This window comes from Sphingomonas sp. Tas61C01 (assembly GCF_052567495.1).
Genome location: NZ_CP199583.1, coordinates 2,700,340 through 2,713,872, shown reverse-complemented (window position 1 = coordinate 2,713,872; position 13,533 = coordinate 2,700,340). Strand labels below are relative to the sequence as shown.

Sequence of the window (13,533 nt, the reverse complement as noted above, 5' to 3'; positions counted from 1 at the left end):
TTCCGGCGCGGCGGGTGCGAGGATCAGGCGCCGGCGCCCTTCAGCGATTGTTCGACCTGCGGCCACGTTACCTGGCCTTCGAGCATCGCGTCGTTGAGGAAGAAGGTCGGCGTGCCGCTCACCTTCATGTCGGTGCCGGCCTTCTCTGTCATCGCCGCCAGCGCATCGATCTGCTTGGTGTCGTTCAGGCAGGCGCGCGCCTTCGCCTCGGGGATGCCGCGCTGCTTGACGAAATCGATGTAGCCGAGCCGTTCGGCCCAGGCGGTGAAGACCTGCGCGGGCGGCAGGCCCTGCAGCGTCTTCTGGAACTCGCCAGCCGATTCCATCTTCGGCAGGATCTGCGGCTGCGCGACCATCATCTGTTCGAGGATCGGGAAGAACGGCCCCTCGCCGCCACACCGGCCGAGCAACGCCGGTGCGAAGTCGGGCGCGCCGTGGACCATGAACTCGCGGAATTCATAAGAAACCTTGCCGCTCGCGACATAGGTGTTCTCCAGCGGCTTCATCCCGGTCTGGCCGAACGCGCCGCAGGTCGGGCACAGCCGCGAGCCATATTCGACGAGCTTGATCGGGGCGTCTGGATTACCCATCCGATAGCCGCCCTCGGGCGTCTTCACGACCATCTCCGCCCAGGCCTTGCCCGCCGGCGGCTGGATCGGCGCGACCGGCGCCGCGGCGGTGGCGTTGCCGGCATCGCTGCCCTGGCCGGAACAGGCGGTCAGCGCCAGGGCGGCGAGCGCCATCGTGCAGAAGGATTTGATCAACGCATGGACTCCAGTTCGCGGGTAATCAACGCGCGCCCTTGGCGCGCAGGATCGGTTCGAGCGTCGCCCATTTCAGAGGGGGCTGCGCCGCGCCGTTTAGGAAGAAGAAGGGGGTCGACTGCACCTCGACCGGCGCATCGGCGGTCATCTTGACGATCCGATCGATCGCGACCTTGTCGGCGAGGCAGGCGTCGATCCGCGCCTGGCTCAGCCCGCGCGCTTTCATCATCGTGTCGAACCCCGCCGCGCCGACGAGCGCGCGGAGCTGATCGAGCGGCGGCTGCTGCGCCGCCTCGGGGTGCGCGGCCTGCCAGTCGACGACCCGCTTGATCCACGTCTCCTGCGCGGCGAAGATCGCGTGCGAGGCGCCGTCGAACCGCGCCGGGCCCGCACAGCGTGCCATCACCGCGGCGCCGAGATCGAGCCGGTCTCGGATCAGGTGGCGATATTCCAGGCTGACCCTGCCCGATCTGATCATCCGGTCGTGCAGCACCGCGCGGCTCTCGACCGCGAAGTCGGCGCAATGCGAACAGGTGTAGCTGCCATATTCGACGAGCTTCAGCGGCGCCGCGGGATTGCCGGTGACGTGCGCCCCGGTCGGCAGCAGCCGCGTCACCGTCGACCAGTCGCGGACCGGCGTCGCGGCGGTGAGCAGCACCGCGCCGAAGAGCAGGGCGAGCAGGCGAAGGACGGACGCGATCATGATCACCTTATCTTGGGGATTGCGTGGGTGGCGTGGACCCCCGCAGCGAGCGATTCGAGCACCGCGCGCAGTTCGGGATCGGCGATCGCCTTCAGCCCCTGGCCGATCTCCGCGGACACCGGCTCGCGCACCGGTGACGCCTGGCGCGGCGCCGGGCGGGCTATGTCGCCCTGCCGGATCTGCAGCCGCGCGACCGCGGCATAGCCGAAGAAGCGATTGACCCGCTCGACGATCTCGGGGGCGATATGCTGCATCATCGGCGCATGCGCCCCGCGCACCGTCAGCGTCAGCACGCCCTCGCTCTTCTTGCCCGGCGGGAAGCGGATCGATTCGGGCATCGACGCCCCCGCCCAGCGCTCGCCGACAATCTCGCTCCAGCGGCTGACGATCGAAGATTGGACGAAGCCGAAGCGCTTGAACGCGGCGCCGCCGATCGCGGGCAGCAGCTCGCTGACCGCGCGGGCGCGGTTCTGGCGGGGGGCTTCGGGCTCGGGGGCGCGGACGCGCTTGCTCATCCTGCGCTCCATGCCATAGCCGCCGGGTGGACGCCAAGCGCTCATCGATCCCGCCGCGGCTGCTCGCCTGGTACGACGTGCATCGCCGCGTGCTGCCGTGGCGCGCGCTGCCCGGCGAGACTCCCGATCCTTACCGCGTCTGGCTGTCGGAGGTGATGCTCCAGCAAACCACCGTCGCTACCGTCCGCCCGCGGTTCGAGGCGTGGATCGCGCGCTGGCCCGACTTCGCAAGCCTTGCAGCCGCGCCCGACGACGCGGTGATGAGCGCCTGGGCGGGGCTCGGCTACTATGCCCGCGCACGCAACCTCGTCGCCGCGGCGAAGGCGGTGGTCGCGGATCACAGCGGCGCCTTCCCGCGCAGCGAGGCGGCGCTCCGCACCCTGCCCGGTCTCGGCGCCTATACCGCCGCGGCGGTGGCGGCGATCGCGTTCGGCGAACGCGCGGTGGTCGTCGATGCCAATGTCGAGCGCGTCGTCGCGCGACTGTTCGCGATTCGTACGCCGCTCCCTGCCGCCCGTCCCGCGATCCGCGCCGCGGCGGATACGATCACCCCGGACGATCGCGCGGGCGATTTCGCGCAAGCCATGATGGATCTCGGCTCGTCGATCTGCACCGTCCGCGCGCCGCGCTGCCTGCTCTGCCCGTTGCGCGACGATTGTGAGGCGTTCGCGGGTGGCGATCCCGCCGCGCTGCCGGTCAAGCCGCGCAAGGCCGCCAAGGCGCAGCGGTTCGGGACGATCTTCTGGCTCGAACGCGACGGGCGCGTGCTGCTCGTCCGCCGCCCCGACAAGGGGCTGCTCGGCGGCATGCGCGCGCTGCCGACCGGGCCGTGGACCGACGCCGCGCCGGGCCTCGATCAGGCGCCCGCGCCGGCGGACTGGCGGATGCTCGACGTGTCGGTCGCCCACGGCTTCACGCATTTCGATCTGACGCTGGCGCTTGCGGTCGCCGACGCGGCGGCGCATCAGGCCGATCGACAGGCTGACTGGTGGCTGGTGGACGACCTCGCTTCGGCAGGGTTGCCGACCGTGTTCGCCAAGGCCGCCGCCGCGATACGGAGAGCATGATGAAGCTTGCCACCCTGGCCGTCCCGATCCTGCTCGCGAGCGCCGCGACCTTGTTTGCGCAAGCCGCGCCGCAACCGGCCCAGCCGATGCCCGTGGCCAACGTCGCGGCAGGCGCGATGCCCAACACCCAGGCGCTGTTCGACGGCTATGTCCGCGACGGCAAGATGCCCGGTATCGTCGCGGCCTATGGCTTTGGCGACGCGCCGACCTTGTTCCCCGCCGCGGGCCGGATCGCGGACGTGTCGAGCGCCGCACCCGCCGGGCCCGATTCACTGTGGCGGATCTATTCGATGACCAAGCCGATCACCGCCGCCGCGGCGATGATCCTGATCGAGGAGGGCAAGCTCAAGCTCGACGATCCGCTGTCCAAATACATCCCGGCCTTCGCCAGGATGCGCGTGCTGACCAGCCCGGACACCAGCCTCAATACGGTGCCCGCGACCCGCGCGATCACGATCCGCAACCTGCTGACCCACACCGCGGGGCTCAGCTACAACATCATCGCCAAGGGCCCGCTGCTGAAAGAATATGAGCGCCTCGGCGTCCTGCCGGCCGAGGTCAACATGGCGGTCGAGGCGCAGATGCGCGCGGTCCGGCCGAAGACACTGGCCGAGTTCGCCGATCGCGTCGCGACGCTGCCGCTGATCGCGCAGCCCGGCACCAAATGGAGCTATTCGATCGGGCTCGACGTGATGGGCCGGGTGATCGAAGTCGCATCGGGGCAGAGCTTCGACGCCTTCGTCCAGGCGCGGATCTTCGACCCGCTCAAGATGCGCTCGAGCTACTGGACGGTGCCCCGCGGCGAGGTGCAGCGCCTAGCGACCAACTACACCTTCACCGGCGACACCCGCACGCCGATCGATCCGGCTGCGACCTCGGTCTACCTCCAGCCGCCGAGCTTCCCCTACGGCGGCGCGGGGCTGGTCAGCTCGGCGCGCGATTACGATCGCTTCCTGCACATGCTGCAGAACTACGGCACGCTCGACGGCGTCCGGGTCATGAAGCGCGAGACCGCGGCGCTGATGATGTCGAACCTGCTGCCCGCAGGCGTCACCTTCGGCGGGATCGGCGGTGGCACCGGCGGCACGACCTCGGCGGCGCCGCTCGGCTATGGCGCGGGCGGCTCGGTCTACCTCGCCGACGGGCCGTTCGGCATCCCCTCCAAGGGCACCTATGGCTGGGGCGGCGCAGCGGGCACGATCGCCTATGTCGATCCGGTCAAGCGGATCCGCGGCACGATCATGGTCAACTACTTTCCGTCGGAAAAATGGCCGACCCGCAGCGAAAGCGTCGCCGCGCTTGCCAAGGACGCCGCACGGTACGCGCGTTGACCGGACCGCGACTCGTACCGGGCTTCACCGGCGGGCAACTCGACCGCGCGGATGCGCTGCGCCACGACGCCGGTGCGCTCGCCGCGGCGATGGACTGGCGCGCACGGCTGCTGAAGCTCGATGGCCTGACCCCCGAGGTCACTGACGAGGGCCGGCTTGGCTGGACCAGCCTCGCCGACGCGCCCGACGATGCCGAGCTGATCCTGCTCGGTTTAGGCGAAGGACGCGCTCATTTCGCCGCCTACCGCCCCGGCCTGCGGGCCGGCAACACGCCGGCGATGCGCAATCCCGCGCTGATGGCCGCGCTCGCCTCGCTCGTCCCCGGCGAAGCCGCGACCTACGCGGCGGCGCGCAGCGTGATCGACTGGCACGCCCGCCACGGCTTCTGCGCCAATTGCGGCCACGCCACCGCCGCGTTCCGCGCCGGGTGGGGCCGCAAGTGCGACGCCTGCGCCACCGAACATTTCCCGCGGGTCGATCCGGTCGTGATCATGATCGCCGACCATGACGGCCGCGCGCTGCTCGGCCGCGGCAAGGGCTGGCCCCCCGGTCGCTATTCCGCGCTGGCGGGGTTCCTCGAACCCGGCGAATCGATCGAGGAAGCCGTCGCGCGCGAGATCGTCGAGGAATCGGGCGTCCGCGTCGGCAACGTCCGCTACGTCGCCAGCCAGCCCTGGCCCTTTCCGTCGTCGCTGATGATGGCCTGCATCGCCGAAGCCGAGGACGACGCGATTACGCTCGATACCAACGAGCTCGAAGACGCCATGTGGGTCCACCGCGCGATCGTCCAAGCGGTGTTGAGAGGCGAGGAGGGCCCGTTCATCGCCCCGCCGCCTTATGCGATCGCGCACACGTTGCTGAGCGCGTGGGCGGGCGAGCTGTAGCGGGATCGTCGGCTTCGCCTTCTTGTTCTCTCGCAAAAGCGAGACCTGTGGGAAAACTTCTCGTCACCCCGGACTTGATCCGGGGTCCCGCTGAACCGCAGGAGCACCAGCCTTTGGGCTCACTGCAATGCGGGACCCCGGATCAAGTCCGGGGTGACGAAGATAAATTGGCCTGCTGCGACTTTCGCATGTGCTCCCGTGAAGGCGGGAGCCAAGTACTGGGTCCCCGCCTTCGCGGGGACACAAGGACGTGGGGCAGCTCGTCTCGGCGAGGACAGGAAGAGCCCCACCCCATCGCCCCAGCGTCATCGGCACGGATACTGCTTGGCCAACACCTTGGCATAGCCATCCTTCAACGACAGCTTCTTCTCCGCCGGCGATAGCGCCGCCAGCCCGTCCAACATCGCCATGATCCCGACCGACTCTCCCTCGGGGATGCACGCGATCGGCGGCTTGCCCGCGGCTTCGCGCGCTGCACGCTCTTCCTTCAGCTGAGTCGTGGCGCCCTTAGCCTCCGCGCGCAGCACCTGGAAATCGGGGGACATGATCGCGCCGACCCCTTGCGCCTTCAGCGCATCGGCGCGGGCGAGGAAGGTGGCGACGTTCATCGCCGCGCTCGCGGGGGCGGCGGCCAGCGCGGTGGCGACGAGGATCAGGGGCAGTCTACGCAACATCGGCGGCACTCCAGGGGAGCGCCGCCGATAGGCAACCCGTCATTGCAGATCGCTGAACCGTTCAGGCACCGAGCGGGGTCGGGCTGCCGAACGGGCCCGAGGGCCGCCGCGTCTTGGGGATCGAGGTCCCGGCCCGCGGCACCGACGATTTCGCGCCCGGATCGGGACGGCCGATCTCCTCGCCCGCGACGAGCTTGAGGATTTCGTCGCCAGACAGCGTCTCGTATTCGAGCAGCGCGCCGGCCAGCAGGTGCAGCTGGTCGATATGTTCGGACAGCACGTGCTTGGCGCGCGCGAGCCCGCCTTCGACGATGTTCTTGATCTCGTCGTCGATCAGCTGCGCGGTCGCGTTCGACATCCGCACCGGCTGCGACGACGAATAGCCGAGGAAGCTTTCGCCTTCGGGCTGGGCGTATTCCACCGGCCCGACCTTGTCCGACATGCCCCATTTCGTGACCATGTCGCGGGCGAGACCCGTTGCATACTGGATGTCGCCCGACGCACCCGACGAGACCTTGTCGTAACCGAAGATCACCTCTTCGGCGACGCGCCCGCCCATCGACACCGCGAGGTTCGCGTACATCTTGTCGCGGTGGTAGCTGTAGCTGTCGCGTTCCGGCAGCCGCATCACCATGCCCAGCGCACGGCCACGCGGGATGATCGTCGCCTTGTGGATCGGATCCGACGCCGGCTCGTGGATCGAGACGATCGCGTGCCCGGCCTCGTGATAGGCGGTCATCCGCTTCTCGTCCTCGGTCATGACCATCGATCGGCGCTCGGCGCCCATCATGACCTTGTCCTTGGCTTCCTCGAACTCCGCCATCGCCACCAGCCGCTTGCCCTTGCGCGCCGCGGTCAGCGCCGCCTCGTTCACGAGGTTGGCGAGATCCGCGCCCGAGAAGCCCGGCGTGCCGCGCGCGATCGTGCGCGAATCGACGTCGGGGGCGAGCGGGGTCTTCTTCATATGGACTTCGAGGATCTTGATCCGGCCCTCGATGTCCGGGCGCGGCACCACGACCTGCCGGTCGAACCGGCCCGGCCGCAACAGCGCGGGATCGAGCACGTCGGGGCGGTTGGTCGCGGCGATGATGATGATGCCTTCGTTCGCCTCGAACCCGTCCATCTCGACGAGCAGCTGGTTGAGCGTCTGTTCGCGCTCGTCGTTGCCGTTGCCGAGCCCGGCACCGCGATGCCGGCCGACCGCGTCGATCTCGTCGATGAAGACGATGCACGGCGCGCTCTTCTTGGCCTGTTCGAACATGTCGCGGACGCGGCTGGCGCCGACGCCGACGAACATCTCGACGAAGTCCGAGCCCGAGATGGTGAAGAACGGCACGCCGGCTTCACCCGCGATCGCGCGGGCGAGCAGCGTCTTGCCGGTGCCGGGCGAACCGACCAGCAACGCGCCCTTCGGGATCTTGCCGCCCAGTCGCGCGAACTTGGTCGGGTCCTTCAGGAACTCGACGATCTCCTCCAGCTCCTCGCGCGCTTCGTCGATGCCCGCGACGTCGGCGAAGGTGACCTTGCCTTCCTTCTGCGTCAGCATTCGAGCGCGGCTCTTGCCGAAGCCCATCGCGCCGCCGCCCGAATTCTTCTGCATCTGCTTCAGCACGAAGAACGCGATGCCGAGGAACAGCAGGAACGGCAGCGACTGGTACAGCAGCACCATCCACATCGACGTGCCCTCTTCGGGCTTCGCCGCGATCATCACGTTCTTCTCGCGCAGCTTGGGAACGAGCGTCGGATCCTGGATCGGGTAGGCGCGGAACTTCTCGCCCGAAGACAACGTCCCGGAGATGATGTCGCGCGAGATGTTGACGTCCTTCACCGTGCCTTCGTCGACCTTGTCGAGGAAGGTCGAATAGGCGATCGTGTTGCCCGATCCCGCCGCCGGGCGTCCGTCGAACATCGTGACGAAAAGCGCCAGGGCCAGCAGGATGCCGACCCAGATCAGCAGGCTCTTCATCCACGGATTGGGTCCGTTGCCGCCGCTGTCGTCCTGACCGGGCCGCTTGTCGTTATCGCTCATGCACAAGACCTTTCGTGAGCCAAGATAAGCGCAGGCAGGTTAATGGCAATGGAACAAACCCGCTTCGAACGCGAACCTTCTTCGTCGATCAGTGTGAACGGCGCGCCGGTGCGCCCCTGAATCGCCATTCGCCCATCGCCGGCGACACCGAAACTCCCGCCTGGGTCGCCCGCCGCCCCGCCGCGAGCGAATCGAGCAACGGCTCGATATTGGCCGAATCGCTCCAGGCCGGCGCCTCGATCCCCGCCGCCGCGCGCACCGCCGCGATCGCACGACGCGCCAACCGGCGGCGCAACTCGCGTGGCAGGCCATCGGCGCGTAGCCGGACGGTGCCGCCCTCGACCACCGCGTGCGCTTCCCATAGCCATTCGACCGCGGCCCGCACGTCGGCATCCACCTCGGCGAGCGCCGCCGCCGACCGCGCGAGATTGGGCGTATCGAGCCATTCATTGGCGTCGAGCAGCCGCCGGAACCGTGTCCGGTCGTGGCGCAGGTCGTGATTGGCGGGATCGTCGACGAACGGCACCTCCAGCCGCCGCACGATCGCGCGAAGCTCGGCGCGCCGCCAGTCGAGCAGCGGCCGCACCACCGCCGCCTCCTCGATGAGGGTATGCACGCGCACGCCTGCAAGCCCCGCCAGCCCCGATCCACGCGCCGCGCGCATCAGGAACGTCTCCGCCTGATCATCCGCGTGATGAGCGGTGGCGATGCACCCCGCGCCGATCTCGCGGGCATGCGCCGCGAGCAGCGCATAGCGTGCCCCGCGTGCCTGCGCCTGGATGCTCGCGCCCGCGATCGGCGCGGCGGGGATCAGGACCCGGTGCGGCACGCGGTGATCTGCGCACCATCCCGCCACCAGCGCCGCCTCCGCCGCGGCTTCCGGGCGCAACCCATGATCGACCGTCGCCGCCGCGATACCGCCGGGCAGCGCCGCCAGCGCCAGCACCAGCATCGCCATGCTGTCGGGCCCGCCCGACACCGCCAGCAGCAACGGCGCCGCAGGCACGCCGCCACAGGCGCGGGTCAGGTCGTCCCCGAACCGCGCGACCATGCCGTCGAGCGGGTCACTGGCATTTGGCGGCGGTACGGCCCTTCTCGACATCGGCCTTCATGCTTCCGGAGATCTTGGCGCCATAGACGTCGGTCAGCTCGCCATAGACCTTGCAGGCGTCCGCCGGCTTGTTGAGCTTTACCAGCGCCTGGGCGAGATAATAGAGGCTGTCGGGCGCGCGCTCACCGTCGGGCATCTTCTTGTAATTGTCGTAGAACGCCATCGACGCGAGGCTCGGCTTGCCGTCGTCGAGATAGGCGCGCCCGAGCAGGTTCTGCGCGAAGCTGGCGCGGCGATGCTTGGGATAGGCCGCGACCATCTTCTTCAGCTGCACCTCGGCCTCGGAATAGAGCTTCGCCTGCCAAAGCCGGTAGCCATAGAGATATTCGTCCTCGGGCGCGTCGCCGCTCGACGGCCGCTCGACCGCCGCCACGGTTCGTGCACGATCGGGGGTGGTGGCGGGGCGCGTCGCCGCTTCGGGCCGCGTGGTCGGGCGCGTCGGCGCCGTCCCATCGGATCCGGCGCCGGGTCCGCCCATGTCGGTGGCGCTCTCGGCGGGCGGCGGCGGCGCGTTCGGCTCGACCGCCTTCAACCGCGCGTCGGTCGCGGTCTTGTAGGCATCGAAGGCGGTCTGGAGCTGGCGGGTGGCATAGCCGTTCTGCTCGACCTGCCCGGTCAGCGACGCGAGCTGCTGCTCCAGCGACGCGACCCGCTGGGTCAAGTCGTCGAGCGCGCCCGCCGAGGGCGATCCGGGAACCTGCGTCGTCGGGGTCGCTGCCTGGATATCGGGCTGGACCAGCACCGCGCCGCCCGGGAACACCTTGCGCTGTACCGCGCGCATCTCGCTCTCGAGCTTGCCGACACGGCCCTCGACGTTGCTCTGCGCCGCCGCGGTGACCGGAAACGCGGTCGTCACTGCAAGGAACATGATCAAATTACGCATGGTTACACACCCCGAAATCGGCACCGACACGGCGTTCTTAACGACATCGGCCGCTGATGTACTAGGGCCGACGTTCAGCATTCTACGGCGACTGGCCGGAGCATCGGCCGCCTTGTCAGCACCTCCAGTGCTCCCGCGAAGGCGGGAGCCCAGTACTGGGTCCCCGCCTTCGCGGGGACACAAGGCAGCGAACACCGAAGGGTGACGACGCGGGCTGATCAATCCGCCGCCGCGCCCGCATTCCCGATCGCGACCCCGCTCGCCGCTGGCACCGGCTGGGTGGTCTGCACCGCCCCGGCCGTTGCACCCGCGAGCCGCGCCGACACCGCCTCGCCACTGACGCGGACGTCCTTGATCGGTCGTTCGCCGGTGCCGAGCGGCGGCATCGCGGCGCCGTTCAGCGTCACCTGCAGCTTGTCCGGTCGACCGACATTGATCATCGGATCGCGCGCACCCGCGGGCACGTCGAAGCGTTCGCCGGGCTTCATCGTGCCGATATACAGCGTCTTGTTGTCGGCGTCGTAGACCCGCAGCCACACCTCGTCGGTCGCGGCCAGAATCACCTGCCCGCCGGTCGGTGTCGGCGCCGGTGGCGCGACAGGCGGGGCGGCGGCCGGGGCGGTCATGCCGCTATCAGCGATCACCGGCTCGTTGGTGGCAGGTCCGCCGCGGAACAGCCCGGTGCCGAACCACAAGGCGGCGAGGATCACCACCGCCAGCGCGATCCCCAGTCCGACGATGGCGATCCCGCGTGACGGCACCCGCGACGGATCCGCGGTCTCGTACGGCACGTAATGCGCAGCGCGGCTCATCCGCCCCACATCGTCGCGGACCTGCGCCGCGATCGCGACCTCGTCGGCGCCGACAGCGCGCGCATAGCCCTTGGCGAACCCGACCGCATAGGTCGACGACGGCAGGCTCCCGTAATCGCCGATCTCGATCGCCTCGAGATGACGCGTCGGGATCCGCGTCCGCGCGACGATATCGGCCAGCGACAGGCCCTGCGCTTCGCGCGCCGCGCGCAACGTCTCACCCGCGCTCGCAGGCGCATCGGTGCTGGTCGTCTGGCCGGGTGCGACCTCGTCCATTCCCGTCTCCTGCGGTTTCTCGTTCGCGCTCACATGTTCCAGAGCGCCCACCCCCTGTCAACGCGCCCCACCGCCGAAAACCGGCGGGTCACGCGAGTTCCACGCCGGCCTGCGCCGCCCATGCCGACAGCGCACCGCGCATGTCGCGCGGCGGCGCGGCGAGCAGCTCGGCCATGAACGCGCTTACCGCGGCGCGATCGAGCGACCGGACCATCGCCTTGATCGGCCCGACCGCGGCCGGGGTGATCGACAGCCGATCGATGCCGAGCCCGATCAGCGCCATCGCTTCCAGCGGGCGTCCCCCCATCTCGCCGCACACCGCCAGCGCGACGCCGGCGTCGCGACACGGCCCGATCACCCGCGCCAGGAACCGCAGGATCGACGGGCTCAGCCAGTCGTAGCGTTCGGCGAGCTTGGGGTTCGCGCGGTCGGCCGCGAAAAGGAACTGGGTGAGATCGTTGGTGCCGACCGACAGGAACTGCAGCTTGGGCAGCAGCAAGTCGAGCTGTTCGGCAAGCGCGGGCACCTCGAGCATCGCGCCGTAGCGGATCTCGATCGGCAGCTTGCGCCCGCGCCCCGCCAGCCACGCCCGTTGCGCCTCGAACAGTGCCTTCGCCTCGTCGAACTCCCAGGCTTCCGAGACCATCGGGAACATGACGTTGAGCGTCCGCCCCGCCGCCGCCTCGATCAACGCGCGTGCCTGCGCCTTCATCAACCCGTCGCGCTCCAGCGCCAGCCGCAGCGCGCGCCAGCCCATCGCCGGGTTCTCTTCGTCCGCATCCTCCTTGTTGAGGTACGGCAGCGCCTTGTCGCCGCCGATATCGACAGTACGGAAGATCACCGGGCGATCGCCCGCGACGTCGAGCACCTCCTTGTACAACCGCTGCTGGCGCTCGCGCTGCGGCAGCGTCGCCGATACCAGGAACTGGAATTCGGTGCGGAACAGCCCGATGCCGTCGGCGCCGGTGATGTCGAGTGCGGCGACGTCGTCGCGCAGCCCGGCATTGACCATCAGCGTCACACGGTGCCCGTCGCTGGTGACCGGCGGCACGTCGCGCAGCGCCGCGAACGCCGCCTTGCGCTTCTGCCGCATCGCCAGCTTGGCCTCGAACGCCTCCTCCATCGCCGAGGACGGCCGCACGAACACGTTGCCCTCGACGACATCGAGCAGCAGCAGATCACCCTCCGCGATCAGCCGCCGGACGTCGCGGACCCGGCCGAGCACCGGCACTCCCATCGCCCGTGCAACGATCGTGACATGCGCGGTCAGCGATCCTTCCTCCAGCACCACACCCTTCAGCCGGCGCTTGTCGTATTCGAGCAGCTCGGCCGGCCCCAGGTTCCGTGCGATCAGGATGGTATCCTGCCGCAGCCCGAGCTGCGCCGCGGTGCCCATCTGGCCCGACACGATCCGGAGCAGCCGGTTCGACAGGTCCTCCAGGTCGTGCATGCGATCGGCGAGCAGCGGATCGTCGATCTGGCGCATCCGTTGCCGGGTGCGCTGCTGGACCCGCTCGATCGCCGCCTCGGCGGTCAGGCCGCTGTCGATCGCCTCGTTGATGCGCCGCGACCAGCCTTCGTCATAGGCGAACATCTTGTAGGTCGCGAGCACCTCGACATGTTCGCCGCCGACGCCGAACTCGGCATCGCGGGTCATCCGGTCGATGCCCTCGCGCATCTTGTCGAACGCCGCATAAACGCGGTGGCGCTCGGCATCGATGTCCTCGGCGACGGTGTGCTCGATGTTGATCCGCGGCTGGTGGAACACCGCGAAACCCGAACTCATGCCCTCGACCAGCTTCTGCCCCGGGATGCGGACCGCGGCGGTCGATTGCGGGCGATTCGATCCGCCCGCGCCGGTATCGATCAGCCCCGCGTTCGCGATCAGCTCCGACAGCACCATCGCCACGGTCTGCAGCGCTTCGATCTCGACGTCCTGATATCTGCGCTGTGCGGAATGCTGCACCGCCAGCACCCCGACCGATCGCTCGCGACGGATAATCGGTACGCCTGCGAAGCTGTGATAGCGTTCCTCGCCGGTCTCGGGCTTGTACGCGAAATCGGGATGCGACGCCGCTTCGTCGAGGTTGAGGACCTCGACATCCTCGGCGATCGTGCCGACCAACCCTTCGCCCAGCGCCAGCTTGGTGACGTGCACCGCCTCCTGCGCCAGTCCGCGCGTCGCGAACAGTTCGAGCACGCCCTCGCGCAGCAGGTAGATCGAGCAGACTTCGCTATCCATCGCCTCGGCAATGATCCCGACGACCGCGTTGAGCTTGGCCTGCGCCGGGTTGCGCCCCGCCATCACGTCGTGAAGACGGGTCAGGATCTCGCGGGCGGAGGCGGCGGCCGAAACGGGCATGCGGCTGAGCTAACAGATGCTGAAGCCGGGTGCCATGCGGCATCTTACGTTGTGGGGAAGGTTGGTTCACGCGAAGGCGCTAAGGCGCAAAGTCGATCGGTCCTGGGCAGCGGCAGCTCCGA

12 protein-coding genes are annotated in these 13,533 nt (G+C 69.0%); 3 read left to right on the top strand and 9 right to left on the bottom strand.

All coding sequences use genetic code 11. From position 1 onward, the window contains the following. Window positions 1-23: 23 nt before the first annotated feature. The 3 genes from ACT009_RS12810 to ACT009_RS12800 are packed head-to-tail and all read right to left on the bottom strand — an operon-like array spanning window position 24 to window position 1,982. Complete coding sequence (locus ACT009_RS12810; protein WP_445191452.1) at window positions 24-764, bottom strand: DsbA family protein; 741 nt, start codon at window positions 762-764, stop codon at window positions 24-26. Window positions 765-789: 25 nt separating this feature from the next. Beyond that, window positions 790-1,467: a thioredoxin domain-containing protein gene (locus ACT009_RS12805; RefSeq protein WP_445191451.1), complete on the bottom strand. Its 678-nt coding sequence runs from the start codon at window positions 1,465-1,467 to the stop codon at window positions 790-792. Window positions 1,468-1,469: 2 nt separating this feature from the next. Next, on the bottom strand, window positions 1,470-1,982 hold the full coding sequence (locus tag ACT009_RS12800; RefSeq protein ID WP_445191450.1) for a DUF721 domain-containing protein: 513 nt from the start codon (window positions 1,980-1,982) through the stop codon (window positions 1,470-1,472). A 26-nt stretch (window positions 1,983-2,008) separates the two neighbouring features. On the opposite strand from ACT009_RS12800, the gene ACT009_RS12795 reads away from it, so the two are divergent. Genes ACT009_RS12795 through nudC form a run of 3 tightly spaced genes read left to right on the top strand, consistent with a single transcriptional unit; the run spans window position 2,009 to window position 5,264 of the window. Beyond that, complete coding sequence (locus ACT009_RS12795) at window positions 2,009-3,049, top strand: A/G-specific adenine glycosylase (protein WP_445191449.1); 1,041 nt, start codon at window positions 2,009-2,011, stop codon at window positions 3,047-3,049. Then, window positions 3,049-4,380: a serine hydrolase domain-containing protein gene (locus ACT009_RS12790; RefSeq protein WP_445194093.1), complete on the top strand. Its 1,332-nt coding sequence runs from the start codon at window positions 3,049-3,051 to the stop codon at window positions 4,378-4,380. The genes ACT009_RS12795 and ACT009_RS12790 overlap by 1 nt, the downstream gene beginning before the upstream one ends. Continuing rightward, window positions 4,377-5,264: an NAD(+) diphosphatase gene (nudC, locus tag ACT009_RS12785; protein ID WP_445191448.1), complete on the top strand. Its 888-nt coding sequence runs from the start codon at window positions 4,377-4,379 to the stop codon at window positions 5,262-5,264. The genes ACT009_RS12790 and nudC overlap by 4 nt, the downstream gene beginning before the upstream one ends. 305 nt (window positions 5,265-5,569) lie before the next feature. On the opposite strand, the gene ACT009_RS12780 is transcribed toward nudC, so the two are convergent. From ACT009_RS12780 to ptsP, 6 genes are all read right to left on the bottom strand, one after another. Beyond that, on the bottom strand, window positions 5,570-5,938 hold the full coding sequence (locus tag ACT009_RS12780) for a hypothetical protein (RefSeq protein WP_445191447.1): 369 nt from the start codon (window positions 5,936-5,938) through the stop codon (window positions 5,570-5,572). Between the two features lie 61 nt (window positions 5,939-5,999). Continuing rightward, the gene (gene ftsH / locus ACT009_RS12775) at window positions 6,000-7,967 is read right to left on the bottom strand and encodes an ATP-dependent zinc metalloprotease FtsH (RefSeq protein ID WP_445191446.1); all 1,968 of its coding nucleotides are present in this window, start codon (window positions 7,965-7,967) and stop codon (window positions 6,000-6,002) included. An 88-nt stretch (window positions 7,968-8,055) separates the two neighbouring features. Continuing rightward, entirely contained in the window at window positions 8,056-9,069 is a 1,014-nt protein-coding gene (gene tilS, locus ACT009_RS12770; protein ID WP_445191445.1) for a tRNA lysidine(34) synthetase TilS, read from the bottom strand. Then, complete coding sequence (locus ACT009_RS12765; RefSeq protein ID WP_445191444.1) at window positions 9,032-9,961, bottom strand: hypothetical protein; 930 nt, start codon at window positions 9,959-9,961, stop codon at window positions 9,032-9,034. The genes tilS and ACT009_RS12765 overlap by 38 nt, the downstream gene beginning before the upstream one ends. A gap of 218 nt (window positions 9,962-10,179) precedes the next feature. Further along, entirely contained in the window at window positions 10,180-11,049 is an 870-nt protein-coding gene (locus ACT009_RS12760) for a helix-turn-helix domain-containing protein (RefSeq protein WP_445191443.1), read from the bottom strand. An 88-nt stretch (window positions 11,050-11,137) separates the two neighbouring features. Next, window positions 11,138-13,411, bottom strand: a complete 2,274-nt coding sequence (gene ptsP, locus ACT009_RS12755; protein ID WP_445191442.1) for a phosphoenolpyruvate--protein phosphotransferase — start codon at window positions 13,409-13,411, stop codon at window positions 11,138-11,140. Between the last annotated feature and the right edge of the window lie 122 nt (window positions 13,412-13,533).